The organism is Pseudomonas sp. yb_2 (genome assembly GCF_043103905.1).
Taxonomy (GTDB): Bacteria; Pseudomonadota; Gammaproteobacteria; order Pseudomonadales; family Pseudomonadaceae; genus Aquipseudomonas; species Aquipseudomonas alloputida.
This window is the reverse complement of the sequence record NZ_JBICKH010000075.1, coordinates 1-26097: the sequence shown is the minus strand read 5'-3', so window position 1 is coordinate 26097 and position 26097 is coordinate 1. Positions and strand designations below refer to the sequence as shown.

The 26097-nt window shown below is 62.0% G+C and carries 26 protein-coding genes; 24 read left to right on the top strand and 2 right to left on the bottom strand.

The annotated features are described in order from the left end of the window. Nucleotides 1-61: 61 nt before the first annotated feature. The 3 genes from secD (at nucleotide 62) to ACF8FB_RS19860 (ending at nucleotide 3504) form a co-directional block, all read left to right on the top strand. A complete protein-coding gene (gene secD, locus ACF8FB_RS19870; RefSeq protein WP_392510943.1) occupies nucleotides 62-1924 on the top strand; it encodes a protein translocase subunit SecD in 1863 nt (620 codons plus the stop codon). Between the two features lie 10 nt (nucleotides 1925-1934). Beyond that, nucleotides 1935-2843, top strand: a complete 909-nt coding sequence (gene secF, locus ACF8FB_RS19865; protein ID WP_010952062.1) for a protein translocase subunit SecF — start codon at nucleotides 1935-1937, stop codon at nucleotides 2841-2843. A gap of 118 nt (nucleotides 2844-2961) precedes the next feature. After that, complete coding sequence (locus ACF8FB_RS19860) at nucleotides 2962-3504, top strand: glycine zipper 2TM domain-containing protein (RefSeq protein WP_010952063.1); 543 nt, start codon at nucleotides 2962-2964, stop codon at nucleotides 3502-3504. Between the two features lie 168 nt (nucleotides 3505-3672). On the opposite strand, the gene suhB is transcribed toward ACF8FB_RS19860, so the two are convergent. Continuing rightward, entirely contained in the window at nucleotides 3673-4491 is an 819-nt protein-coding gene (gene suhB / locus ACF8FB_RS19855; RefSeq protein WP_003248548.1) for an inositol-phosphate phosphatase, read from the bottom strand. A 151-nt stretch (nucleotides 4492-4642) separates the two neighbouring features. Here suhB and trmJ point away from each other — a divergent pair, with 151 nt between their 5' ends. The 21 genes from trmJ (at nucleotide 4643) to ACF8FB_RS19750 (ending at nucleotide 23274) form a co-directional block, all read left to right on the top strand. Next, a complete protein-coding gene (gene trmJ / locus ACF8FB_RS19850; RefSeq protein WP_392511729.1) occupies nucleotides 4643-5398 on the top strand; it encodes a tRNA (cytosine(32)/uridine(32)-2'-O)-methyltransferase TrmJ in 756 nt (251 codons plus the stop codon). A 3-nt stretch (nucleotides 5399-5401) separates the two neighbouring features. Continuing rightward, nucleotides 5402-6187: a serine O-acetyltransferase gene (gene cysE, locus ACF8FB_RS19845; RefSeq protein ID WP_010952064.1), complete on the top strand. Its 786-nt coding sequence runs from the start codon at nucleotides 5402-5404 to the stop codon at nucleotides 6185-6187. A 179-nt stretch (nucleotides 6188-6366) separates the two neighbouring features. Beyond that, complete coding sequence (iscR, locus tag ACF8FB_RS19840; RefSeq protein ID WP_003248542.1) at nucleotides 6367-6858, top strand: Fe-S cluster assembly transcriptional regulator IscR; 492 nt, start codon at nucleotides 6367-6369, stop codon at nucleotides 6856-6858. A gap of 45 nt (nucleotides 6859-6903) precedes the next feature. Beyond that, nucleotides 6904-8118: an IscS subfamily cysteine desulfurase gene (locus tag ACF8FB_RS19835; RefSeq protein ID WP_003248541.1), complete on the top strand. Its 1215-nt coding sequence runs from the start codon at nucleotides 6904-6906 to the stop codon at nucleotides 8116-8118. Nucleotides 8119-8164: 46 nt separating this feature from the next. Further along, nucleotides 8165-8551: a Fe-S cluster assembly scaffold IscU gene (iscU, locus tag ACF8FB_RS19830; protein WP_003248539.1), complete on the top strand. Its 387-nt coding sequence runs from the start codon at nucleotides 8165-8167 to the stop codon at nucleotides 8549-8551. 28 nt (nucleotides 8552-8579) lie between these two features. Then, on the top strand, nucleotides 8580-8903 hold the full coding sequence (iscA, locus tag ACF8FB_RS19825; RefSeq protein WP_003248536.1) for an iron-sulfur cluster assembly protein IscA: 324 nt from the start codon (nucleotides 8580-8582) through the stop codon (nucleotides 8901-8903). Between the two features lie 8 nt (nucleotides 8904-8911). Next, nucleotides 8912-9433 carry a co-chaperone HscB gene (gene hscB / locus ACF8FB_RS19820; protein WP_392511727.1) on the top strand — a complete coding sequence of 174 codons (522 nt, stop codon included), beginning with the start codon at nucleotides 8912-8914 and terminating at the stop codon, nucleotides 9431-9433. Between the two features lie 43 nt (nucleotides 9434-9476). Then, the gene (gene hscA / locus ACF8FB_RS19815) at nucleotides 9477-11339 is read left to right on the top strand and encodes a Fe-S protein assembly chaperone HscA (protein WP_392511725.1); all 1863 of its coding nucleotides are present in this window, start codon (nucleotides 9477-9479) and stop codon (nucleotides 11337-11339) included. A 3-nt stretch (nucleotides 11340-11342) separates the two neighbouring features. Continuing rightward, entirely contained in the window at nucleotides 11343-11684 is a 342-nt protein-coding gene (fdx, locus tag ACF8FB_RS19810) for an ISC system 2Fe-2S type ferredoxin (RefSeq protein WP_003248531.1), read from the top strand. 10 nt (nucleotides 11685-11694) lie between these two features. Next, nucleotides 11695-11895, top strand: coding sequence for a Fe-S cluster assembly protein IscX (iscX, locus tag ACF8FB_RS19805; RefSeq protein WP_003248529.1), 201 nt, complete (start codon nucleotides 11695-11697; stop codon nucleotides 11893-11895). A gap of 88 nt (nucleotides 11896-11983) precedes the next feature. Further along, entirely contained in the window at nucleotides 11984-12409 is a 426-nt protein-coding gene (gene ndk, locus ACF8FB_RS19800; RefSeq protein WP_003248526.1) for a nucleoside-diphosphate kinase, read from the top strand. Between the two features lie 28 nt (nucleotides 12410-12437). Then, entirely contained in the window at nucleotides 12438-13583 is a 1146-nt protein-coding gene (rlmN, locus tag ACF8FB_RS19795; protein ID WP_010952067.1) for a 23S rRNA (adenine(2503)-C(2))-methyltransferase RlmN, read from the top strand. A gap of 14 nt (nucleotides 13584-13597) precedes the next feature. Beyond that, on the top strand, nucleotides 13598-14359 hold the full coding sequence (gene pilW, locus ACF8FB_RS19790) for a type IV pilus biogenesis/stability protein PilW (RefSeq protein ID WP_049586424.1): 762 nt from the start codon (nucleotides 13598-13600) through the stop codon (nucleotides 14357-14359). Beyond that, entirely contained in the window at nucleotides 14356-15363 is a 1008-nt protein-coding gene (locus ACF8FB_RS19785) for a RodZ domain-containing protein (protein WP_010952069.1), read from the top strand. The genes pilW and ACF8FB_RS19785 overlap by 4 nt, the downstream gene beginning before the upstream one ends. Before the next feature lie 3 nt (nucleotides 15364-15366). Next, nucleotides 15367-16476, top strand: coding sequence for a flavodoxin-dependent (E)-4-hydroxy-3-methylbut-2-enyl-diphosphate synthase (gene ispG, locus ACF8FB_RS19780; RefSeq protein WP_010952070.1), 1110 nt, complete (start codon nucleotides 15367-15369; stop codon nucleotides 16474-16476). Between the two features lie 25 nt (nucleotides 16477-16501). Beyond that, on the top strand, nucleotides 16502-17791 hold the full coding sequence (gene hisS, locus ACF8FB_RS19775) for a histidine--tRNA ligase (RefSeq protein ID WP_003248516.1): 1290 nt from the start codon (nucleotides 16502-16504) through the stop codon (nucleotides 17789-17791). 39 nt (nucleotides 17792-17830) lie between these two features. Continuing rightward, on the top strand, nucleotides 17831-18472 hold the full coding sequence (locus ACF8FB_RS19770; protein ID WP_003248514.1) for a tetratricopeptide repeat protein: 642 nt from the start codon (nucleotides 17831-17833) through the stop codon (nucleotides 18470-18472). Further along, nucleotides 18473-19615: an outer membrane protein assembly factor BamB gene (bamB, locus tag ACF8FB_RS19765; RefSeq protein ID WP_004576298.1), complete on the top strand. Its 1143-nt coding sequence runs from the start codon at nucleotides 18473-18475 to the stop codon at nucleotides 19613-19615. 116 nt (nucleotides 19616-19731) lie between these two features. Then, nucleotides 19732-21195 carry a ribosome biogenesis GTPase Der gene (gene der / locus ACF8FB_RS19760; protein WP_010952071.1) on the top strand — a complete coding sequence of 488 codons (1464 nt, stop codon included), beginning with the start codon at nucleotides 19732-19734 and terminating at the stop codon, nucleotides 21193-21195. Nucleotides 21196-21346: 151 nt separating this feature from the next. Further along, on the top strand, nucleotides 21347-22495 hold the full coding sequence (locus ACF8FB_RS19755) for a pyridoxal phosphate-dependent aminotransferase (RefSeq protein ID WP_003248511.1): 1149 nt from the start codon (nucleotides 21347-21349) through the stop codon (nucleotides 22493-22495). Next, nucleotides 22483-23274 (top strand): amidohydrolase, encoded by a 792-nt coding sequence (locus ACF8FB_RS19750; RefSeq protein WP_392511722.1) that lies wholly within the window; start codon nucleotides 22483-22485, stop codon nucleotides 23272-23274. The genes ACF8FB_RS19755 and ACF8FB_RS19750 overlap by 13 nt, the downstream gene beginning before the upstream one ends. 125 nt (nucleotides 23275-23399) lie before the next feature. Here ACF8FB_RS19750 and ACF8FB_RS19745 read toward each other — a convergent pair whose 3' ends face one another. Continuing rightward, a complete protein-coding gene (locus ACF8FB_RS19745) occupies nucleotides 23400-25952 on the bottom strand; it encodes a PepSY domain-containing protein (protein ID WP_392511720.1) in 2553 nt (850 codons plus the stop codon). Nucleotides 25953-26097 lie beyond the last annotated feature (145 nt).

Genomic DNA, 26097 nt, shown 5'->3' with positions numbered 1-26097 from the left:
TACCGGTTTTATTTTCCAGTCGGGGCGCGCAAAGCGCCCCGCGTCTTGAACGGGCGGCGTGATGCTGAACAAATATCCTCTGTGGAAATATGCACTGATCGTGCTGGTACTGGTGGTCGGTTTCATTTATTCCGCTCCCAACCTCTACCCGGATGACCCGGCGGTACAGATCAGCGGTGCCAGCTCGGCGCTGCAGGTGAATCAGGCCGACCTCGATCGCGTCAGTAAGGCGCTGGTCGATGCCAAGATCGCTGTCAAGGGCGCAAGCCTGGGTGAAAAGGGCAGCGGGCTGATCCGCCTGACCAATCAGGAAGACCAGCTGCCAGCCAAGGATGTCGTGCGCAAGGCACTGGGCGATGATTACGTCGTGGCCCTGAACCTGGCCCAGACTACCCCGCAATGGCTGCGCAACCTGGGCGCAAGCCCGATGAAACTGGGCCTGGACCTGTCTGGTGGTGTGCACTTCCTGCTGGAAGTGGACATGGACAAGGCCATGACTGCCCGCATGAAAGTCTACGAAGGCGAGGTCAAGACCTTGCTGCGCAAAGAGCGCGTCCGCTACCGCAGCCTGCCTCAGCAGGATGGCGGCATCATGCTGGGCTTCGCTGACGATGCCACCCGCGAACAGGCACGTGCCCTGATCCGCAAGAATTTCAATGATTTCGACCTGACCACCACCGAGCGCAACGAGCTTGCGGTGCTGCGTCTGGCGCTGACCCAGGCGAAAGTCGCCGAGATCCGCGAATACTCGATCAAGCAGAACCTCACCACCGTACGCAACCGCGTGAACGAGCTGGGTGTGGCAGAGCCTCTGGTACAGCGCCAGGGCGCCAACCGTATCGTGGTCGAGCTGCCTGGCGTGCAGGACACTGCCGAAGCCAAGCGTATCCTCGGTAAAACGGCCAACCTGGAGTTCCGCTTCGGTGCCGAACCGGGTGCATCCAAGGCCACTACCGAGGTGTTCGAGTTCCGTGAGGGCGGCCGCTCCGCCGCAGTCGAGCGGGGCCTGATCATCACGGGTGACCAGGTTACCGACGCCCAGGCCAGCTTCGACGAGCATGGCCGCCCGCAGGTGAACATTCGCCTGGATGGCCACGGTGGCGAGCTGATGAGCCGTGCTACCCGTAGCAACGTCGGCCGTAGCATGGCGGTGATCTTCATCGAGCAGAAGCCGGTTACCCGCTACGTCAAGCAAACCGTCGGCGGCGTCGAGAAGGACGTTGCCGTGCAAAGCTTCGTCGAAGAGAAAAAAATCATCAGCCTGGCGACCATCCAGTCGCCGCTTGGTAGCCAGTTCCGCATCACCGGCTTGAATGGCCAGGGCGAATCGTCCGAGCTGGCCCTGCTGCTGCGTGCCGGTGGCCTGGCCGCGCCGATGTACTTCGCTGAAGAACGTACCATTGGCCCAAGCCTGGGTGCTGACAACATCACCAAGGGTATCGATGCGTCGCTGTGGGGCATGCTGTTCGTCTCGCTGTTCATCATCGCCATCTACCGCGCCTTCGGTGTGCTGGCCACCATCGCCCTGGCGGGCAACATGGTGCTGCTGCTGGCGTTGATGTCGCTGCTGGGGGCGACCCTGACCCTGCCGGGTATTGCCGGCATCGTGTTGACCATGGGTATGGCGGTGGACGCCAACGTGCTGATCTTCTCGCGTATTCGCGAAGAGATCGCGGCTGGCATGTCGGTGCAGCGCGCCATCCACGAAGGCTTCAATCGCGCCTACTCGGCAATCGTCGACGCCAACCTGACCACCCTGTTGGTCGGCGGCATCCTGTTTGCCATGGGTACCGGCCCGGTCAAAGGCTTTGCGGTCACCATGTCCCTCGGGATTTTCACCTCGATGTTCACCGCCGTCATGGTGACCCGTGCATTGGTCAACCTGACCTGTGGCGGGCGTGACATCAAGAAGCTGTGGGTTTGAGGGAGCTGCGATGAAAACCATCAATTTCATGGGCGTGCGCAATGTCGCGTTCGCCGTCACCGTGCTCCTCACCGTGTTGGCGCTGTTCAGCTGGTGGCAAAAGGGCCTGAACTTCGGGCTGGACTTCACCGGGGGTACGCTGATCGAGCTGACCTACGAGCGCCCGGCCGACGTCAAGGCTGTGCGTGCCGAGTTGGTCGAATCCGGCTTCAACGAGGCCGTGGTGCAGAGCTTCGGTGCTACCACTGACCTGCTTGTGCGCATGCCTGGCGACGATCCCATGCTGGGTAACAAGGTAGCTGAAGCCCTGCAGAAGGCTGGAGGTGACAACCCGGCGAAGGTCAAGCGTGTCGAGTTCGTCGGTCCTCAGGTGGGTGAAGAGCTGCGTGACCAGGGTGGCATAGGCATGTTGCTGGCCTTGGGCGGCATCCTCATCTACCTGGCGTTCCGTTTCCAGTGGAAGTTCGCCGTGGGGGCGATCGTTTCGCTGATCCACGACGTGGTGGTAACGCTGGGTATCCTGTCGTTCTTCCAGATCACCTTCGACCTGACGGTGCTGGCGGCGGTGCTGGCGATCATCGGTTACTCGCTGAACGACACCATCGTTGTGTTCGACCGGGTACGTGAAAACTTCCGCGTCATGCGCAAGGCCTCGTTGATCGAGAACATCAACGTTTCCACCACCCAGACCCTGCTGCGTACCGTCGCCACTTCGGTTTCGACCTTGCTGGCCATTGCCGCGCTGCTGTTCTTCGGGGGTGACAACCTGTTCGGTTTCTCGTTGGCCCTGTTCATTGGTGTCATGGCTGGTACCTACTCGTCGATCTATATCGCCAACGTGGTACTGATCTGGCTGAACCTGAGCAGCGAGGATCTCATTCCGCCGGTCAAGGCCGAAGGTGTGGACGAACGTCCGTAGGTTTTTCCTGCGCCGTTTGGCGATGAAAAGGCGCGAGTGTTGAACTCGCGCCTTTTTTTTTGCTCCAAGGCTGGGAGAAGCGCGGGTTCACACCCGCTGGTACGATCAGGAGGTTCACGTGAATAAATCAATGCTGGTGGGTGCGGTGCTGGGTGCTGTCGGTGTAACTGCCGGAGGTGCTGTGGCGACCTACAGCTTGGTGAACAAAGGCCCCGAAGTCGCCCAGGTGACTGACGTGCAGCCGATCAAGCAGCAGGTGAAAACCCCGCGTGAAGTTTGCAAGGACGTGACTGTGACGCGCCAGGCGCCGGTCAAGGATCAACACCAGATTGCCGGTACCGTGGTCGGTGCGTTGGCAGGTGGTCTGTTGGGTAACCAGATTGGTGGCGGTACCGGCAAGAAGATTGCCACGGTGGCCGGTGCGGTCGGTGGTGGTTATGCGGGTAACAAGGTGCAGGAAGGCATGCAGGAGCGTGATACCTACACAACCACGCAAACCCGCTGCAATACGGTCAACGACATCAGTGAGAAGGTGGTGGGCTACAACGTGACCTATTCCATCGGTGATCAGGTAGGCAAGGTGAAGATGGATCGCGAGCCGGGATCGACCATTCCGCTGGACAAGAATGGCAAGCTGATTCTGAGCGAAGCGGGTCAGTGATTTGCGGTGTCTGTGCCGGCCTCTTCGCGGGTAAACCCGATCCTACAGGGGCAATGCGATCCATGTAGGAGCGGGTTTACCCGCGAAGAGGTCGGTACAGGCCACGCAAAACCACCAGGCACAAAAAAGCACCTCAAGAGGTGCTTTTTGTTTGCCGGCAATCTGCGCTTAGCGCTTCATGCTTTCTGGCAGGTGCGGCTGGATGGCAGTCAGTACCGCCTTGAAGCACTTGATGTTGCCTGCAACGATGTGGCCTTTGTCGAGGAAGTCGTGGCCACCGTTGAAGTCGCTCACCAAGCCACCGGCTTCCTGGATCAGCAGTACGCCAGCTGCCATGTCCCATTCGGACAGGCCCGACTCCCAGAAGGCGTCGAAGCGGCCAGCAGCCACATAGGCCAGATCCAGGCTGGCGGAGCCGGCGCGGCGGATGCCGGCGGTCTGGCCGGTCAAGGCGCGGAACATGCCCAGGTAGTTGTCCATGTCCGCCATCTGGCCATCACGGAACGGGAAGCCGGTGCCCAGCAGGGCGCCTTCCAGGCTTGTGCGCGAGCTGACGCGCAGGCGGCGGCCATTGAGTTGGGCGCCACGGCCACGGCTGGCGGTGAATTCTTCCTGGCGAACCGGGTCGACGATCACGGCGTGCTCAAGGCGGCCGCGGTATTTGCAGGCGATGCTGACGGCGAAGTGCGGGATACCGCGCAGGAAGTTGGTGGTGCCGTCCAGCGGATCGATGATCCACAGGTAATCTTTGCCTTCTTCGCCGCTACCCGCGTGCAGGCCGGTTTCCTCGCCCTGGATGGAGTGGTTCGGGTAGGCCTTGCGCAGTGCGTTGACGATGCTCTGCTCGGCGGCGCGATCGACTTCGGAAACGTAGTCCTTGGCCTCTTTCTCATCGACCTTGATGCTATCCAGGCGTTCGATGGAGCGGAAAATCAGTTCACTGGCGCTGCGAGCGGCGCGCAGGGCGATATTCAGCATAGGCTGCATGGGCGGGTCACCTGGAGATGTTAAAGAAGAAAGCCGATCATTCTAGCAGAAAACTTTGGCGGCAGAAGTGTCACATTTGCTTTCATGGCGTTACGTCTGTCGGTTCTGTAAGATCGAAGGCCCTGATTCCTGCATCTGTGAGCACAACACCTTGCTGCAAAATATTCGTGTTGTTCTGGTCAATACCAGCCACCCCGGCAACATCGGCGGCGCTGCACGTGCCATGAAAAACATGGGCTTGTCGCGTCTGGTGCTGGTGCAGCCGAAAGAATTCCCCGCCGTGGATGCCAGTGCCCGTGCTTCGGGCGCCGACGATGTGCTGGACAATGCCCAGGTGGTCGACAGCCTCGAACAGGCGCTGGTCGGCTGCAACCTGGTGATGGGCACCAGCGCCCGCGAGCGCAGCATTCCCTGGCCGTTGATCGGCCCGCGTGAATGCGGTGCCAAGGCGGTGGAGCATGCCAATGGCGGCGAGGAAATCGCCCTGGTGTTCGGGCGCGAGCACGCCGGCCTGACCAACGAAGAACTGCAGCGATGTCACTTCCACGTGCACATTCCCTCCAACCCCGACTTCAGCTCGCTGAACCTGGCGGCTGCCGTGCAGGTGCTCTCCTACGAGGTGCGCATGGCCTGGCTGGCTGCCGGTGAAGCGCCGGCCAAAGTCGAGAAGGTTGACGCCGCTGAGCTGGCGACCATGGATGAAATGGAGCTGTTCTACGACCACCTGGAGAAAACCCTGGTGGGCATTCGCTTCCTCGACCCCGAAAAGCCCAAGCACCTGATGCCGCGCTTGCGCCGGCTGTATGGACGGGTGGCGGTCGAGCGTTCGGAAATGAGCATTTTGCGCGGCATCCTCACCGAGACCCAGAAGGTGGTCCGGGGCGAGCCGCATAAACGGAAGGACTGACAGATGTTCGAACGCCTGCGTGAAGATATTCAAAGCGTATTCCACCGTGACCCGGCTGCACGCAATGCCTTCGAGGTGCTCACCTGCTACCCCGGCATGCATGCCATCTGGCTGCACCGCCTGGGCAATGCGCTGTGGAGGCGTGATTTCAAATGGCTGGCCCGGCTGGTGTCGAACTTCGGTCGCTGGCTGACCGGTATCGAAATCCACCCTGGCGCCACCATTGGCCGGCGCTTTTTCATCGACCACGGTATGGGTATCGTCATTGGCGAAACCGCCGAGATCGGCGATGACGTCACCCTGTACCAGGGGGTGACGCTCGGTGGCACCAGCTGGAACAAGGGCAAGCGCCACCCCACCTTGGAAAACGGCGTGGTGGTAGGGGCGGGTGCCAAGGTGCTGGGGCCTTTCACCGTCGGCGCCGGGGCCAAGATCGGTTCCAATGCGGTGGTCACCAAGGCGGTGCCGGCCGGGGCTACGGCGGTAGGCATTCCGGGGCGGATCATCGTCAAGAGCGAGGACACCGAAGTCGAAGCCAAGCGTAAGGCAATGGCCGAGAAGATCGGCTTCGACGCCTATGGTGTCAGTGGCGACATGCCCGACCCGGTGGCGCGGGCCATCGGCCAGATGCTCGATCACCTGCAGGCCGTCGACGAACGGTTGGAGGGTATGTGTGGCGCGCTGACCAAGATGGGCAGTGACTATTGTGCCAAGGAACTGCCGGCCTTGCCGGAGGACGACTTCAGCGAGGCTGCCCAAGTGGCCCAGCGCGACACTCAGCCGCATTGATCGCGCCGCACTGAAGTCATGGTGGCATGCGGGGCGTGTGCTCACGCCCCTCGTCTGCTACAATCGCGCCCGCCTCCCTGATGCAATCCCGACTAAAGCAGTAGGTCTAATAGTTGACTTAAATGCTCGGGAATCGCATACTCGCACACATCCTGAAACTCCCGTGGTACCCAATAGCCATGCGACTGACTACCAAAGGCCGATACGCCGTGACCGCCATGCTCGACCTGGCGTTGCACGCGAAGCATGGGCCGGTGTCTTTGGCCGATATTTCCGAGCGCCAGGGCATTTCCCTCTCTTATCTGGAGCAGCTGTTCGCCAAGCTGCGCCGCAGCAGCCTGGTTTCCAGTGTGCGCGGTCCAGGCGGTGGCTACCAGCTGTCGCGGGGCATGGAAACCATCCAGGTGGCCCAGGTTATCGACGCGGTCAACGAATCGGTCGACGCCACCCGCTGCCAGGGGCTCGGTGACTGCCATGCCGGTGATACCTGCCTGACCCACCACCTGTGGTGCGACCTCAGCCAGCAGATCCATGAATTCCTCAGTGGCATAAGCCTGGCCGACCTCGTCAAGCGCCGTGATGTGCAGGAAGTCGCCCAGCGCCAGGACCTGCGCCGTGTCGCAGGACGAACCGCCCAGCTGGACAAGATTGAGACGTCTGCCGTCGATTGATCCCCTGGGACGACGAGCGACGCCACCGCCTGATAGGAGAGACAAATGAAGTTGCCGATCTACCTTGATTACTCTGCGACCACTCCGGTCGACCCACGCGTGGCCCAGAAGATGGCCGACTGCCTGTTGGTCGACGGGAACTTCGGTAACCCGGCCTCGCGCTCCCACGTCTTTGGCTGGAAGGCCGAGGAAGCGGTGGAGAACGGTCGCCGTCAGGTTGCCGAGCTGATCAACGCCGATCCGCGCGAAATCGTCTGGACCAGCGGTGCCACCGAGTCCGACAACCTCGCGCTCAAAGGTGTCGCGCACTTCTATCAGACCAAAGGCAAGCACATCATTACCTCCAAGATCGAGCACAAGGCGGTCCTGGATACCGCTCGCCAGCTGGAGCGCGAAGGTTTTGAAGTCACTTACCTGGAGCCAGGCGAAGACGGCATCGTCACCCCGGCCATGGTAGAAGCGGTGCTGCGCGACGACACCATCCTGGTCTCGCTGATGCATGTGAACAACGAAGTCGGCTCGATCAACGACATCGCCGCCATCGGTGAACTGACCCGTTCGCGCGGTGTACTGTTCCATGTCGACGCGGCCCAGTCGGCCGGCAAGGTCGAAATCGACCTGCAAAAGCTGAAAGTCGACCTGATGTCGTTCTCGGCGCACAAGGTCTATGGCCCGAAAGGCATCGGCGCGCTGTACGTCAGCCGCAAGCCGCGTGTACGTCTTGAAGCCATCATTCACGGCGGCGGTCATGAGCGCGGCATGCGTTCGGGCACCCTGCCGACCCACCAGATCGTCGGCATGGGCGAAGCCTTCGCCATTGCCAAGCAGGAAATGGTTGCAGAAAACGCGCGCATCAAGGCCCTGAGCGACCGCTTCTTCAAGCAGGTCTCAAACCTTGAAGAGCTGTACGTCAATGGCAGCCAGACAGCACGTGTACCGCACAACCTGAACCTGAGCTTCAACTACGTCGAAGGCGAATCGCTGCTGATGTCGCTGAAAGACATCGCCGTATCGTCCGGTTCGGCCTGTACCTCCGCGTCGCTCGAGCCGTCCTACGTACTGCGTGCTCTGGGCCGCAACGACGAGCTGGCGCACAGCTCGATCCGCTTCTCCTTCGGCCGTTTCACCACCGAAGAAGAAGTCGACTACGCCGCGCAGAAAGTCTGCGAGGCCGTCAACAAACTGCGTGAGCTGTCGCCGCTGTGGGATATGTACAAAGACGGCGTTGACATCTCCAAGATCGAGTGGGCCGCCCACTAAGCAGTCGCCGGCAAGAGCGGCTCCCTGATGAGGAAGGAATTGCACCATGGCATACAGTGAAAAGGTCATCGACCACTACGAAAACCCGCGCAACGTCGGCAAGATGAACGCCGAAGACCCGGATGTCGGCACCGGCATGGTCGGCGCCCCGGCCTGCGGTGACGTGATGCGCCTGCAGATCAAGGTCAACGAGCAGGGCGTTATCGAAGACGCCAAGTTCAAGACCTACGGCTGCGGTTCGGCCATCGCGTCCAGTTCCCTCGCCACCGAGTGGATGAAGGGCAAGACCCTGGACGAGGCCGAAACCATCAAGAATACCCAACTGGCCGAAGAGCTGGCGTTGCCGCCGGTCAAGATTCACTGCTCGGTACTCGCCGAAGATGCCATCAAGGCAGCCGTACGCGACTACAAGCAGAAGAAAGGCTTGATCTAAGTCGCCTGTTGCAAGGTAAGGAGTTCTGATGGCTATCAGCATGACAGAAGCCGCCGCCAACCACATTCGCCGCTCCCTCGACGGGCGCGGCAAAGGTGAGGGCATTCGCCTGGGCGTGCGCACCACCGGTTGCTCGGGTCTGGCCTACGTGCTGGAATTCGTCGACGAACTGGCGGACGAAGACCAGGTGTTCGAAAACCATGGCGTCAAGGTGATCATCGATCCCAAGAGCCTGGTCTACCTCGATGGCACCGAACTGGATTTCGTCAAGGAAGGGTTGAACGAAGGCTTCAAGTTCAACAACCCCAACGTGCGCGGTGAGTGTGGCTGCGGCGAAAGCTTCAACGTTTGAGGCTGGCTGTGAGTACTCCTTGTCATTACGCATTGTTTGACCTCCAGCCAAGCTTCCGTCTGGATCTCGACAAGCTGGCCACTCGCTATCGCGAGCTGGCCCGCGAAGTCCATCCTGATCGCTTTGCCGACGCCTCCGAGCGTGAGCAGCGTATTGCGCTGGAAAAATCCGCGGCCCTCAACGACGCTTACCAGACGCTGCGCAGTGCGCCGCGTCGCGCGCGCTACCTGCTGGCCATCAGCGGCCACGAAGTGCCCCAGGAGGTCACGGTCCACGACCCTGACTTCCTGCTGCAGCAGATGCAGTGGCGTGAAGAGCTCGAAGAACTGCAGGATGAAGCCGACCTTGACGGTGTCGGCGTGTTCAAGAAGCGCCTGAAGGCCGCCCAGGACACGCTGAATGAGGACTTTGCCGGCTGCTGGGATGCCCCGGGCGAGCGCGACAAGGCTGAACGCCTGATGCGCCGCATGCAGTTCCTCGACAAGCTCGCCCAAGAAGTGCGCCAACTGGAAGAGCGCCTCGACGATTAACCCCGGTGCTGCCCGTGATGGCACCTAAGGTATTCAGATAAGCATGGCCCTACTGCAGATTGCCGAACCCGGTCAAAGCCCTCAGCCGCACCAGCGCCGCCTGGCGGTTGGAATCGACCTGGGTACCACCAACTCAATGGTCGCTGCACTGCGCAGCGGCCGTAGCGAGCCCCTGCCCGACGCGCAGGGTAACGTCATTCTGCCGTCCGCGGTGCGCTACCTCGAAGGGCGCAACGAAGTGGGGCAGGCCGCGCGTGATGCTGCCTCCAGCGACCCGTTGAACACCGTGCTGTCGGTCAAGCGCCTGATGGGGCGCGGCCTGGCCGACGTCAAGCAGCTGGGCGAGCAACTGCCATACCGCTTTGTGGGTGGTGAATCGCACATGCCGTTCATCGACACCGTGCAGGGGCCGAAAAGCCCTGTGGAAGTGTCTGCCGACATCCTGAAGGTGTTGCGCGAACGGGCCGAAGCCACCTTGGGTGGCGAGCTGGTAGGCGCGGTGATCACCGTGCCTGCCTATTTCGATGACGCCCAACGTCAGGCTACCAAAGACGCAGCGCGTCTGGCCGGCCTGAACGTGCTGCGCCTGCTCAACGAACCGACTGCGGCCGCCGTAGCCTACGGCCTGGACCAGAACGCCGAAGGCGTGGTGGCCATCTATGATCTGGGCGGCGGTACTTTCGATATTTCCATCCTGCGCCTGACCGCTGGCGTATTCGAAGTGCTGGCCACCGGGGGTGATACCGCCCTTGGGGGGGATGACTTCGATCACACTATTGCCGGCTGGATCATCGAACAGGCGGGTTTGTCGTCTGACCTCGACCCGGCTACCCAGCGCGCGCTGCTGCAAACCGCTTGCGCCGCCAAGGAGGCCCTGACCGACGCTGACGTGGTCAGTGTCAGCCACGGTGCCTGGCACGGTGAGCTGACCCGCAGCGCCTTCGAAGCCATGATCGAACCATTGGTTGCCCGCAGCCTGAAGGCTTGCCGCCGTGCCGTGCGCGACAGTGGCGTCGAGCTGGAAGAGGTCAGCGCCGTAGTCATGGTCGGTGGTTCTACCCGCGTGCCGCGTGTGCGTGAGGCCGTCGGTGCACTGTTCGGGCGCACCCCGCTGACCTCGATCGACCCAGACCAGGTGGTGGCCATCGGTGCCGCCATCCAGGCTGACACCTTGGCCGGCAACCGCCGCGAAGGTGGCGAGCTGCTGCTGCTCGATGTCATCCCGCTGTCGCTTGGTCTTGAGACCATGGGCGGGCTGATGGAGAAGGTGATCCCGCGTAACACCACCATTCCGGTGGCGCGTGCTCAGGAATTCACCACGTACAAAGACGGCCAGTCGGCCATGATGATCCACGTCCTGCAGGGCGAGCGCGAGCTGATCAGTGACTGCCGTTCGCTGGCCCGCTTCGAGCTGCGCGGCATTCCGGCCATGGTTGCCGGTGCTGCGAAAATCCGCGTCACCTTCCAGGTGGATGCCGATGGCCTGCTCAGCGTCGCTGCCCGCGAGCTGGGTTCGGGCGTTGAAGCCAGCATTCAGGTCAAGCCGTCCTACGGCCTGACCGACGGCGAAATCGCCCGCATGCTCAAGGATTCCTTCGAGCACGCCGGTTCCGACAAGCACGCCCGCCAGTTGCGTGAGCATCAGGTCGATGGCGAGCGGCTGCTCGAGGCGGTACAGGGCGCCCTGGACGCCGACGGCGATCGCCTGCTCAGCAGTGACGAGCGCGACGCCATCGAATTCCAGATGCAAGAACTACGTGATTTGCTGGCCGGCACCGATGGCGCAGCCATCGAGCAACAGACCAAGCGTCTGTCGCAGGTGACCGATGCATTTGCCGCCCGTCGCCTTGATTCGACGGTCAAAGCCGCACTGGCCGGGCGCAACCTGAATGAGATCGAGGAGTAATCGATGCCGCTGGTGACATTCCTGCCGCATGAGAAGTTCTGCCCCGAGGGGCTGACCGTGGAGGTCAAGCCCGGGACCAACATCCTGGAGCTGGCCCACGACCATCACATCGAGATGGAAAGCGCCTGCGGCGGCGTCAAGGCCTGTACCACTTGCCACTGCATCGTGCGCAAGGGCTTCGATTCGCTCGAAGAGGCTGACGAGCTGGAAGAGGACATGCTGGACAAAGCCTGGGGCCTGGAAGCGCAATCGCGCCTGGGTTGCCAGGTTTTCGTCGCTGACGAAGACCTGACCATCGAGATCCCCAAGTATTCGCTCAACCATGCTGCCGAAGCACCGCACTGAGGGCCTGTACATGAGTCTGAAATGGGTTGATGTACTTGAGATCGCAATCCAGCTTGCAGAAAGCAAGCCTGAGGTCGATCCTCGTTATGTGAATTTCGTGGACCTGCACCGCTGGGTGCTGGCATTGCCAGAGTTCAGCGACGATCCGTCACGCGGCGGTGAGAAAGTGCTCGAGGCAATCCAGGCCGCCTGGATCGACGAAGCCGACTAAGCGTCACTTGCAGGTTAGGCAATCCCCCGGAACCCGCGTATAATTCGCGGGTTTAATTTTTCGTAACACTCATATTCTGGAGTTTTCCATGGCTGTTCAACGTACTTTCTCCATCATCAAGCCTGACGCTGTTGCCAAAAACGTCATCGGCAAGATCACCACTCGCTTCGAAGAAGCCGGCCTGAAAATCGTTGCCTCGAAAATGAAGCAACTGTCCAAGGCCGAAGCCGAAGGCTTCTACGCTGAGCACAGCGAGCGCGGCTTCTTCGGTGACCTGGTTGCCTTCATGACTTCCGGTCCGGTCGTTGTCCAGGTTCTGGAAGGCGAGAACGCCATTGCCAAGAACCGTGAGCTGATGGGTGCTACCAACCCTAAAGAAGCTGCTGCCGGCACCATCCGCGCTGACTTCGCCGAGTCGATCGACGCCAACGCCGTTCACGGTTCGGACTCCGAAGCTGCTGCTGCTCGCGAAATCGCTTACTTCTTCGCTGCTACCGAGGTAACCACTCGCTAAGCGAAAGCTTACGGGTGAGGGTGAATCCATGACGACATCTACTGGCAAAATCAACCTGTTGGGTCTGACCCAGCCGGAAATGGAACAATTCTTCGACTCTATTGGGGAGAAGCGCTTCCGTGCCGGCCAGGTGATGAAATGGATTCACCATTTTGGCGTGTCCGACTTTGCGGCCATGACCAACGTAGGCAAGGTCTTGCGCGAAAAGCTCGAGGCCGTTGCCGAAATTCGCCCACCGGAAGTGGTCAGTGAAGACATTTCCGCCGACGGCACCCGTAAATGGGTGATCCGCGTTGCCTCCGGCAGCTGCGTCGAGACCGTCTATATTCCAACCGACGACCGCGGCACCCTGTGCGTATCGTCGCAAGCCGGCTGTGCCTTGGACTGCAGCTTCTGCTCCACCGGCAAGCAAGGCTTCAACAGCAACCTCACTGCCGCCGAAGTGATCGGCCAGGTGTGGCTTGCCAACAAATCCTTCGGGACCGTTCCTGCCAAAGTCGACCGCGCGATTACCAACGTGGTCATGATGGGCATGGGCGAGCCCTTGCTGAACTTCGACAACGTCATTGCCGCCATGAAAATCATGATGGATGACCTTGGCTATGGCATTTCCAAGCGCCGTGTCACCTTGTCCACCTCGGGCGTGGTGCCGATGATCGACGAGCTGGCCAAGCACATCGACGTGTCGCTGGCCCTGTCGCTGCATGCGCCGAACGACGAACTGCGCAACAAGCTGGTACCGATCAACAAGAAGTACCCGCTGAAAGTGCTGCTGGAATCGTGCATGGGCTACATGTCCACCCTGGGTGGCAAGCGCGTGCTCACCGTCGAGTACACCCTGCTCAAGGACGTCAACGACCAGCCCGAGCATGCTGCGCAGATGATCGAACTGTTGCGCGATGTACCCTGCAAGATCAACCTGATCCCGTTCAACCCGTTCCCGCATTCGGGCTACGAGCGACCGAGCAACAACGCCATTCGTCGCTTCCAGGACCTGCTGCACCACGGTGGCTTCAACGTCACCACCCGTACCACGCGCGGCGACGACATCGACGCTGCCTGTGGCCAGCTGGTCGGCCAGGTCAATGACCGTACTCGCCGCAGTGAGCGCTACATCGCAGTTCGCCAGCTTTCTGCGGACGTCGAACTGCCAGACAGCGCCGCCAGCCACTGACAGGTACCTTGCCCATGAGCCTGCGTGCCGCGCTGTCGATCCTTGCGCTTTCGCTGCTGGCCGGCTGCGTGTCGGGCGGCGCGAGCGACCCCTTGGCCAGCCGCCAGGGCAGGGTGGAGGCAGGGCGAGCTTATGTGCAGCTTGGCTTGGGTTATTTGCAACAAGGTTTGACCGAACAGGCCAAGGCGCCGTTGGGAAAGGCCCTGGCGCTGGATGACCAGGATGTCGACGCGCACGCCGCCCTGGCGGTAGTGTTTCAAGCCCAAGGCGAGCCGGCGTTGGCCGAAGCACATTTTCGCAAGGCCTTGCTGATAAGCCGCGGCGACACGCGAATTCGCAACAATTACGGCAGTTTCCTTTATGCTCAGGGGCGATTTGCCGAGGCCAAGCAGATGTTTCGCCTGGCCAGTGCCGATACCCTGTATCCTGAGCGCTCACGCGTGTACGAGAATCTGGGCCTGACCGCCCTGAAGCTCGAACGCCGCGATCAGGCGCACGCGTATCTGTTGAAAGCGTTACAACTCAACCAGCGGCAACCAAAAGCGTTGCTGGAAATGGCTGAGTTGTCCTACGAAAACAGGCATTATGTGCCGGCCCGGGACTACTACGATCGTTTCAGCCAGTTGAGCGACCACGACGCCCGTAGCCTGCTGCTGGGCAGCCGCCTTGCCAGGGTGTTCGACGAGCAGGGCACACTGGCCGAATTGGGCCAGCAATTACAACGACTTTATCCCGGTACGCCGGAATATCAGCAATACCTGTCGGAGCAACGATGAACGCCGCGCATCCCGAAGTAGCAGTAGCGCCTGGCCAGAACCCCGGTGAGCTTTTGCGCCTGGCCCGTGAGAAACGGGACTGGTCTCAAGCCGAGGTGGCCCGTAAGCTCAACCTCACTGTCAGTTCGTTGAACCACGTGGAAACCGGCGCCTTCGACAAGCTGCCCGGGCATACTTTCGCTCGTGGCTACATTCGCGCCTACGCCAAGCTGATGGACCTCGACCAGGCCGCCCTGGTAGATGCCTTCGACCGCTACACCGGTACCCACGCCAAAGGCAGCGACGTGCATTCGCTGGGCCGTATCGAAGAGCCTGTGCGGTTGTCGCACAATATCCTGCGCGGCGTCAGCCTGCTGTTGCTGGTGGCTGTGGTCGGTGGTGGCTTTTTCTGGTGGCAGGACCAGGGCAGCCTGCGGGGCAAGGAGCTGGCGAAGATTGCCCTGGAGCACGTCGAGGTCGAAAGCGCCGACGGCACCACACAGATTCACCCGCTCGATGAGCCTGAAGACCAGGCCGTTTCCGCTGGACAGCAACCTGAAAGCGCGCCGCTGGCGCTGGAGCAGGGCGCTGCCGAGCAGCCTGCTGCCGCTGAACAGGCGCCGGTAAGCTCTGAGGCAACCATTGCCACAGCGCCTGTGCAACCCGCACCTGCTGCTTCGCCTGCACCGGTTACTCCTCCGGTACAGGCCACTGCTGCGCCGGCACCAGCACCTGCACCTGCACCGGCCGTGGCGGCCGTCGAGCCTGCCGCGGTGCCAGCAGGCAGCGCCAAGGTCGCCATCCAGTTCACCGCCGATTGCTGGACCCAGGTCAGCGACGGCAACGGCAAGGTGCTGTTCAGCGCCATCAAGCGCAAGGGGGACAACCTCGAGCTGACCGGCAAGCCGCCATTCGCGGTACGCCTGGGCTTTGCCCGGGGCGCCCAGGTCAGCTACAACGGCCAGGCCGTCGATGTTGCCCCGTTCACCAGTGGCGAGACTGCTCGCCTGAAGTTGGGACAGTAAGTCATGCACGGCGAATCTCCGATCAAACGTCGCGAATCCCGCAAAATCTGGGTTGGCAATGTGCCGGTGGGTGGTGATGCGCCCATCGCGGTGCAGAGCATGACCAACACCGACACCAACGATGTCGCTGCTACCGTGGCGCAAATCCAGCGTCTGGTCGACGCCGGCGTGGACATCGTGCGGGTCTCGGTGCCGGACATGGACGCGGCCGAAGCGTTTGGCAAGATCAAGCAACGGGTCAGCGTGCCGCTGGTCGCCGACATCCATTTCGACTACAAGATCGCCCTGCGTGTTGCCGAACTGGGCGTTGATTGCCTGCGGATCAACCCGGGCAACATCGGCCGTGAAGACCGCGTGCGCGCCGTGGTGGATGCCGCCCGCGACCGCGGCATTCCGATTCGTATCGGGGTCAACGCCGGTTCGCTGGAAAAAGACCTGCAGAAGAAGTACGGCGAACCGACCCCGGCCGCACTGGTCGAGTCGGCCCTGCGCCACGTCGAGCATCTCGACCGCCTGGATTTCCAGGACTTCAAGGTCAGCGTCAAGGCCTCGGACGTGTTCATGGCTGTCGAAGCCTACCGTCTGCTGGCCAAGCAGATCGTGCAACCGCTGCACCTGGGCATCACTGAAGCCGGTGGCCTGCGTTCGGGCACCGTGAAGTCCGCCGTCGGCCTCGGTATGCTGCTGGCCGAAGGTATTGGCGATACGATCCGCATCTCGCTGGCGGCCGACCCGGTCGAAGAAGTGAAAGTCGGCTACGACATCCTCAAGTCGCTGCATCTGCGCTCGCGTGGCATCAACTTCATCGCCTGCCCGAGCTGCTCGCGGCAGAATTTCGATGTGGTCAAGACCATGAACGAGCTGGAAGGGCGTCTGGAAGACCTGCTGGTACCGCTGGATGTGGCGGTGATCGGTTGCGTGGTCAACGGCCCGGGTGAAGCCAAGGAAGCCCATGTAGGCCTGACCGGCGGTACGCCGAACCTGATCTACATCGACGGCAAGCCGGCGCAGAAGCTGACCAATGACAACCTGGTCGATGAGCTTGAAAAACTCATCCGCCAGAAAGCGGCCGAAAAGGCCGAGGCCGACGCGGCGTTGATCGCTCGTGGCTGACACACAGAATTCGTAAGGACTTTTCGTGAGCAAATCGCTGCAAGCCATCCGTGGCATGAACGACATCCTGCCAGAACAGTCGCCGCTGTGGCGCTACTTCGAAGGCACAGTGGCCGGGCTGCTGGACACCTATGGGTACAGCCAGATCCGCACGCCGATCGTCGAGTTCACCGAGCTGTTCAAACGCTCGATCGGTGAAGTGACCGACATCGTCGAAAAAGAGATGTACACCTTCGAGGACCGCAACGGCGATTCGCTGACCCTGCGCCCTGAAGGCACTGCGGCTTGCGTGCGAGCGGTGCTTGAGCACGGCATCACCGGCAACGGTCAGGTGCAGAAGCTGTGGTACATCGGCCAGATGTTCCGCCACGAGCGTCCACAGAAGGGCCGCTACCGCCAGTTCCACCAGATTGGCGTGGAAGTGTTCAACCTGGACGGCCCGGACATCGATGCCGAGCTGATCATGCTGACCTGGCGCCTGTGGGGCCTGCTGGGCATCCAGGACGCGGTCAAGCTGGAGCTCAACAGCCTGGGCACCAGTGAAGCCCGCGCACGCTACCGTGACGCGCTGGTCGAGTTCCTCTCGGCGCGCCTGGAGCAACTGGACGAAGACAGCCAGCGCCGCCTGAAGAGCAACCCGCTGCGCATCCTCGACAGCAAGGACCAGAACACCCAGGCGGTGCTGGTCGGAGCGCCGAAGCTGGAAGACTACCTGGACGAAGAATCGCGCGTGCACTTCGAGGGCCTCAAGGCCCGCCTGGACGCTGCCGGTATTCCGTTCGTGATCAACACCAAGCTGGTACGCGGCCTGGACTACTACAGCAAGACCGTGTTCGAGTGGGTAACCGACAAGCTCGGTGCCCAGGGCACGGTGTGCGCGGGTGGCCGTTACGACGGCCTGGTCGAACAGATGGGTGGCAAGCCGACCACTGGCGTTGGTTTCGCCATGGGCATCGAGCGCCTGATCCTGCTGTTGGAAACCCTGGGCAAGGTGCCGGAGTCCATCAGCCGCCAGATCGACGTTTACCTGTGCGCCTTTGGCGAACAGGCGGAGCTGGCCGGCCTGCGCCTGTCCGAAGGCTTGCGCGACCGCTTGCCGGGCCTGCGCCTGGCAGTCAACGCCGGTGGTGGCAGCTTCAAGAGCCAGTTCAAGAAAGCCGACAAGAGCGGTGCACTGTTCGCCCTGATCCTCGGCGACGACGAGCTGGCCAAGCAAGAAATCGGCTTGAAGCCCCTGCGTGGCCAGGGTGAACAACAGAACATTGCCTGGGATGCTCTTGCAGAGCACCTGGAAACCGCGATCGCGCAAGCGTAACGCGGTTCAACAAGCGAATAGGCGAAAAGGAGTATTGGGGTGTCGAGTACCGATGATGATGACCTGGCAGGCGTCAAGGACTGGTGGAACCGCAACGGCAAGCCGCTGCTGACCGGTGCATTGCTGGCTGGCGTGGTGGTGTTGGGCTGGAATACCTGGCACAAGTACCAGACCAACCAGTCGCAAGGTGCCTCGCAGTTGTATCAGGCGCTGATTGAAACCAGCCTGACACCGACCGGCCAGCCGGACGCCACCAAGGTCGCGGAACTGGCCGGCAAGCTCAAGAGCGAGTTTGGCGGCACCGCTTACGCCCAGTACGGCAGCCTGTTCGTGGCCAAGGTCGCGGTCGACAGCGGCAAGCTCGATGACGCCGCAGCCGAGCTGAAAAGCGTGCTGGACAAACCGGCCGACGTTACCTTGGGCGAGATTTCGCGTCAGCGTCTGGCGCGCGTACTGGCAGCCCAGAACAAGGCCGAGGATGCCCTCAAGCTGCTCGACGGCGACGCCGACAAAGCCTTCCTGGCCAGCCGTGAAGAGTTGAAGGGTGACCTGCTGGTGCAGCTGGGTCGCGCCGACGACGCACACAGCGCTTACGAAAAAGCCAAGGCTGCGCTGTCCGATGACGCGGCGGTCGGTGGCCTGCAATTGAAGCTGGATGACCTGGCTAAAGGGGACGCGTAAGTGATCGGTTGGAAACATGCAGCAGTGCTGACCCTGGCCGTACTGGCCGCAGGTTGCAGCAGCAACAGCAAGAAGGAACTGCCCCCGGCCGAGCTGACCAAGTTCACCGAGGAAGTGGTGCTGAAGAAGCAGTGGAGCCGTTCGATCGGTGACGGCCAGGGTGAAACCTACAACACCTTGGTACCGGCCATCGAGAACGACCGTATCTACGCTTCCGACGTCAACGGCGAAGTCTTCGCCCTCGACCGCATCACCGGTGACGTGGTGTGGAAGAAGGACCTGGAGCTGCAGGTTTCCGGTGCAGTTGGCGTAGGCTATGGCCTGGTCATGCTCGGTACCCTCAAGGGTGAAGTCATTGCCCTGGACTCCAGCACCGGTGAGGAGCGTTGGCGCTCGCGCGTGACCAGCGAAGTGCTGGCCCCACCTGCCAACAACGGTGACGTGGTGGTGGTGCAGACCCAGGACGATCGCCTGATCGGCCTGGATGCCGCCACTGGCGACCGCCGTTGGATCTACGAAAACTCGCCGGCCGTGCTGACGCTGCGTGGCACCGGTGCGCCGATCGCCACCAACCGCCTGGCGGTTGCCGGCCTGTCTACCGGCAAGGTAGTGGCGGTGGACATCAACAACGGTGTGCCGGTGTGGGAGAGCCGCGTGGCCATCCCGAAGGGCCGTTCCGAGCTGGACCGTGTGGTTGATATCGACGGCGGCTTGTTGCTGTCTGGTGGTACCCTGTACGTCAGCACCTACCAGGGCCGTGTAGCGGGCCTGGACCTGGAAAGCGGCCGCGAGCTGTGGCAGCGCGATGCTTCCAGCTATGTGGGTGTCGCCCAGGGCTTCGGTAACGTCTACGTCAGCGAAGCCTCGGGTACCGTGGAAAGTGTGGATGAGCGCTCTTCCAGTGCCCTGTGGAGCAACGACAGCATGGCTCGCCGCCAGTTGACCGCCCCTGAAGTGTTCAGCAGCTACGTGGCTGTGGGTGACTTTGAAGGTTACCTGCACCTGCTGAGCCAGGTGGATGGCCGCTTCGTAGGCCGTGAGCGTATCGACAGCGATGGCCTGCGCGCCCGCCCACTTGTGGTCGGCGACACCATCTATGTCTTCGGCAACAGCGGCAAGCTCGAGGCACTGACCATCCGCTGAAGCTATGCTTGAAGCCTTGGCGGGCTTCAAGCCGCGGCGTAGGACACGCCGCCCAAACTCCGGCCGCTGCCTTGCAGCGGCCTTTGCATTTTCAAGAATTCGAGAGTGGAGAGCCGATGGTTCCCGTAATTGCCCTGGTGGGCCGCCCGAACGTCGGCAAATCCACCATGTTCAACCGCCTGACCAAGACCCGCGATGCCATCGTCGGTGACCTGTCGGGCCTGACCCGTGACCGCCAGTATGGTGATGCCAGCTGGCAGGGTCGTTCCTTCATCCTGATCGACACCGGTGGTATCACCGGTGACGAAGTGGGCATGGACGAAAAAATGGCCGAGCAGTCGCTCATGGCCATTGAAGAAGCCGACTATGTGCTGTTCCTGGTTGATGCCCGTGCGGGTATGACTGCGGCAGACCAGATGATCGCCGAGCACCTGCGCAAGCGGAACAAGGCGGCGATCCTGGTTGCCAACAAGATCGACAACATCGACCCCGACGTTGCCCGCGCCGAATTCTCGCCAATGGGCATGGGTAACGCCATTCCGGTGGCTGGCTCCCAGGGCCGTGGTATCAACGCCTTGATGGAGGCCGTGCTCGGTCACCTGCCGCGTGATGCCGAAGAAGAAGCCCTCGAGCAGGACGTCGCTGAAGGTGAGGAAGCCGTGCGCATTCCTGGCCCAAGCGAGAAGGATGGCATCAAGATCGCCATCATCGGCCGCCCGAACGTTGGCAAGTCGACGCTGGTCAACCGCATGCTCGGCGAAGAGCGTGTGGTGGTCTACGATGAGCCGGGCACCACCCGTGACAGTATCTACATCCCGTTCGAGCGCGATGGCGAGAAGTACACCTTCATCGACACCGCCGGTGTGCGCAAGCGTGGCAAGATCCACGAGGAAGTCGAGAAGTTCTCGGTGGTGAAGACGCTGCAGGCGATCAAGGATGCCAACGTCGTCATTTTCGTCATGGATGCACGCGAAGGTGTGGTCGACCATGACCTGAACCTGCTGGGCTTCGCCCTTGAAGCCGGTCGCGCCATCGTCATTGCCCTGAACAAGTGGGATGGCATGGAGCCGGGTGAGCGCGCCTACGTGAAGACCGAGCTGGAGCGCCGGCTGTTCTTCGTCGACTTTGCCGACATCCACTTCATTTCCGCGCTGCATGGTACGGGCGTGGGCAACTTGTACAAGTCGGTACAGGCAGCGTTCCAGTCCGCGGTCACCCGCTGGCCGACCAGCCGCCTGACGCAGATCCTCGAGGATGCCGTGAGCGAGCACCAGCCGCCGATGGTCAACGGTCGCCGCATCAAGCTGCGCTATGCCCACCTCGGTGGTGCCAACCCGCCACTGATCGTGATCCACGGCAACCAGACCGACAGCATTCCCAAGTCGTACTCGCGTTACCTGGAAAACACCTATCGCCGGGTGCTCAAACTGGTCGGTACGCCGATTCGTATCGAGTACAAGGGCGGCGAGAACCCGTACGAGGGTAAGAAGAACACCCTTACCGATCGCCAGGTCAACAAGAAACGCCGCCTGATGTCGCACCACAAGAAGGCCGAGAAGAAGCGTCGCGACAAACGCTAAGCAGCGCCATGTGGGGGCGGGCAAGACCGCCCCCACAGACGCCCTTTGATCCAGAGCAATCCCCCTATTGTTTCAACCTTTTTCCTGACCGCTCGATCCGCTATGCTCGGACTCCACCCCGTGCCGGATATACCCCAGGAAAGAGGGCTCCATGATCCGCAGCAAACTGCCGAATGTCGGCACGACCATCTTCACCACCATGTCCCAGCTCGCCGTGCAGACTGGCGCACTCAACCTGTCCCAGGGCTTTCCTGACTTCAATGGCCCGCAGGCCCTGCTCGATGCAGTGGGCCGGCACGTGGCTGCCGGGCATAACCAGTATTCGCCCATGACCGGCCTGCCGGCCCTGCGCCAGCAGGTGGCGGCCAAGGTCGAGCGGCTGTATGGGGCCAGGGTGGATGCCGATCAGGAAGTGACTATCACCCCCGGCGCCACCGAGGCTATTTTCTGTGCCATCCAGGCGGTGGTGCATGCCGGTGATGAAGTGATCGTCTTCGACCCCTGCTACGACAGTTACGAGCCGTCCGTGGAGCTGGCCGGGGGCCGCTGTGTACACGTGCAGTTGAGCGACGGCGACTTCCGTATCGACTGGCAGAAATTCAGCGATGCCTTGAGCCCGCGCACGCGCATGGTCATCCTCAACTCGCCACACAACCCCAGCGGCGCGCTGATCACCCGCGAAGACCTCGACCAGTTGGCCGCACTTATTGCCGACCGCGATATCTACCTGGTCAGCGATGAAGTGTACGAGCACCTGGTCTACGACGGCGTACGCCACGCCAGTGTGCTGGCCCATGAGCAGTTGTACTCACGTGCCTTCGTGGTCAGTTCCTTCGGCAAGACGTACCACGTTACCGGCTGGAAGACCGGTTACGTGATCGCGCCGCCTGCCTTGAGCGCCGAGCTGCGCAAAGTGCACCAGTACGTCAACTTCTGTGGCGTGACGCCGCTGCAGTGTGCCTTGGCCGACTTCATGGCCGGGCACCCCGAGCATATTGATGAGTTGCCGGCCTTTTACCAGGCCAAGCGCGACCTGTTCTGCGGTTTGCTGGACGGCTCGCGTTTCAACTTTACCCGCACGACGGGCACTTATTTCCAGCTGGTGGACTATTCGCAAATCCGCCCGGACCTGAACGATGTCGACATGTCGCTGTGGCTGACGCGTGAGCACGGCGTTGCGACCATCCCGGTATCGGTGTTCTACCAGCAACCCATCCCCGAGCAACGCCTGGTACGCCTGTGCTTTGCCAAACGAGAGGAGACGCTGCGTCAGGCAGCGGAACGACTATGCGCGATCTGAGTACACTGCCGAACCTGAAAGTCGCCCTGGTGCAAACCACCTTGGCCTGGCACGACCGCGAGGCCAACTACGCGCACTTCGAGGTGCTGCTGGAGCAGGTGGGCGAGGTCGACCTGGTGATCCTGCCGGAAATGTTTACCACCGGTTTTTCGATGCAATCGGAAAGCCTGTGCGAACCGGAGAACGGTCCGACCTACAAATGGCTGAAGGCACAGGTCAGGAAGCACAATGCGGTGATTACCGGCAGTGTGATCATCCAGGCCGCCGATGGCAGCCACCGCAACCGCCTGTTGTGGGCGCGGCCGGACGGCGAGATTCTGCACTACGACAAGCGCCACCTGTTCCGCATGGCCGGTGAGCACAAACATTACACCCCAGGCGAGCGGCAGGTGCAGTTCGAGCTCAAGGGCTGGCGGATTCGCCCGCTGATCTGCTACGACCTGCGCTTCCCGGTTTGGAGCCGTGACGCCCAGGACACTGACCTGCTGCTGTACACCGCCAACTGGCCGGCGGCGCGTCGCCAGCACTGGAACCGCCTGCTACCGGCGCGGGGGATCGAGAACCTGTGCTATGTGGCGGCGGTGAACCGGGTGGGCACGGACGGTAAAGGCTTTGCTTACTCTGGTGACAGCCAGGTGCTGGATTTCCAGGGCGAGAGCCTGCTCAGTGCCGGGGAGGCGGACGGGGTGTTCACTGCAGTACTGAGCGCGGCGGAACTGGCGGCGTACCGGGCCAAGTTCCCGGCCAATCTGGATGCCGATACCTTCGAGCTGCACTGACAGCAGGCCCGGCTTCTTCGCGGGCTTGCCCGCGAAAGGGCCGGCCCTGCCAGCCAATTTCCACCGGCCGTTCACCGATGCCGCCGCCACCGTATTCGCGTGGTAAACCCGCTTCTACACACCGATCAATACACATCTCGCCTATATCGCCCATCCTCGATCAACTGCTGTACAGCAGCTTCACCCAGCATGCCGTTGAGCGCCGCATCCACCCCCGCTGCCATGCCTTGCAGGCTGCCGCAGACATACACGCAAGCCCCGTCGGCCACCCAGCGCTTGAAGTCCTCGGCCTGCTCCAGCATCACGTCCTGCACATACACCTTCTCGGCCTGATCGCGCGAGAACGCCAGGTCCAACCGTGCCAGGTCGCCGTTGTCCAGCCAAGCTTGCAGCTCATCGCCACACAGCAAGTCATGCGCCCGATTACGCTCACCGAACAGCAGCCAGTTGCGCTGCTCACCGGCATTGACCCGGGCGCGCAACAGGCTGCGAAGGCCCGCCAGGCCAGTGCCGTTGCCGATCAGGATCATCGGCGCAGCAGCCTCAGGCAGATGGAAGCCACTGTTACGCCGCAGGCGCAGGCTCAGGGTGCCATTCATTGGCAGGTATTCAGTCAGCCAGCCAGAGCCCAAGCCAAGGCTGCCGTCGGGGTGGCGTTCCTGGCGCACGATCAGCTCCAGCACACCATCGCTGGCGATCGAGGCGATGGAGTATTCGCGGCTGCCGATTGGCGCCAGTGCATCGACCAGCGCTTGTGGCTGCAAGCCGATCAGGTGGTCGCGGCGCGTCGGCAGTTGGCGGCCAGCGAGTGCCTGGGCAAGGGTTTCGCTCAGGCCATTCACCTGCACCTGGCTGCTGGCCTCCAGTGCCATGCCCTTGAGGAACGCGTCGATCCGTGGCTGCCCATTCAGCGGCAGTATTTCTACCAGATCGCCGGCTTCCCAGCTCGCAGGTTCTGCAGCCTGCAGGCCAAGCAGGTACACCGGTTGGCCTTGGCTGCCGGGGTTGAGCAGTTCGCGGCGCACCAGTGACCAGTTGGCAAAGGTTGGCGGCTGCCAGGCGGCCACTGGCTGGACACCGGTCAGTTGCGCCAGCTCCTGCTGCCATTGCTGCAGGGCGGCCTGGTCGGCGTTGTCCACTTCCACCGGGCTGAATGCACTGCTGGCACCGCGCTCTCCCAGCCATGTCTGAAGGCGACGAGCGAAACCGCAGAAGTGCGGGTACTGACGATCACCGAGGGCGAGCAGGGCATAGTTGAGGTTGTTGAGTGCCCAAGGCTGGCCGAGTACCTTGCGCTCGAAGGCGCGAGCGCTGTCGGGCGCTTCGCCGTCGCCGAAGGTACTCACCACGAACAGCGCGCGATGGGCCTGGCGCAGGTCGTTTTCACCCAGCTCGGCAAGGGCGCGCACCTGAACGGGCAGGCCAGCTGCCTGCAGCTGCTCGGCGCTCTGCCAGGCCAACTGTTCGGCAAAGCCACTCTGGCTGGCAAAGCCGATCAGCCAGCCGTCGCCATTACCGCTGTTGGCGACGTTGCCACGGGCTGCGCGCACTTGACGTTTCTTGCGGCGGCGGTCGAGGTACAGCAGCCAGCCGGTGACGAAGAACAACGGCATGGTGAGGCTGGCGATGGTGACGATGATGCGCCCCGGCAAGCCGAAGTATTCGCCGACGTGCAAGGCGTAAACACTCTGCAGTAGCTGCGCCTTGAAGGACTTGTCGGTGTAGCGGTCGTGCTTTTTAACCTGGCCAGTGGCCGGGTCCAGCACCAGGTTATTGAAGGCACGCGGGTGCGCAGCGTTGTCGAGCAGGTAGAACAGGTTGGCCGGCTGACCACCAGCGGGCGGCAGGCGCAGGTTGTAGGTGGACAGGCCTGGGCCCGCGGCGTCCTTGAGGTTGGCCCAGATGGCGTCGTAGTCCACCACCAGCGGCGGCGCATTCCTGTCGACTTTTTGCGGCCCGTGCCGGCCACGGCCTTCACCCCGTTTTTGCTGCTGGCCCGCAGCCGGCGCGTCGGCCAGCAGCTTGTTCAGGCCTTCGCGGTACCACTCATAGGACCAGAACAGCCCGGTCAGGGCGAACAGAAGATAGAACAGCAGGCACCAGGTGCCGGCAACGGCGTGCAGGTCCCAGTTGAAGGCGCGGCCTTTCTTGGCCCAGTCGAAGGTCAGCCAGGTGCGCCAGTCCAGCGCTTTGCGCGGCCAGCGCAGGTACAGGCCGGACAGGCAGAAGAACACCAGCATCAGGGTGCAGGCCCCGGTGATTTGCCGGCCAGTTTCGCCCATGGCGAGGAAACGGTGCAGCTTGAGCATGAGGTTGAAGAAGCCTTGCCCGGCCGCTTCACCTTTGAGTTCGCCTGTGTACGGGTCGGCATAGCGCAGCTCGCCACGGCGTTCGCCCGGGGCGGGCATGAAGAAGACCCGTGCAGCGTTGCCTTCGCGGACATCGACCCACAGCATCGACACCTTGTCCTGTTGCTGGGCTTCGACCCGCTTAACCAGCTCGGCCGGCGGCAGCACGCCTTCGGCGCGTACTTCCACCTTGAGTACATCGGCATTGAATGCGCGCAGCAGCTCTTCCTGGAACGAGTACAGCGCCCCGGTAATGCCCATCAAGGCCAGCACCAGGCCAGCGGTGATGCCAAAGAACCAGTGCAATTGGAACAGCGTCTTCTTCACCACGTTTCTCACCTTGAGTTGCTACCGCGACCAGCGCGGCGTGCATTATGCCTTGATACGCAAAAGCCCCGCTCAATGAACGGGGCGGGGGTGGGCTTCTTTTGGTGGAAGCTTGTACCGGCCTCTTCGCGGGCTTGCCCGCTCCCAC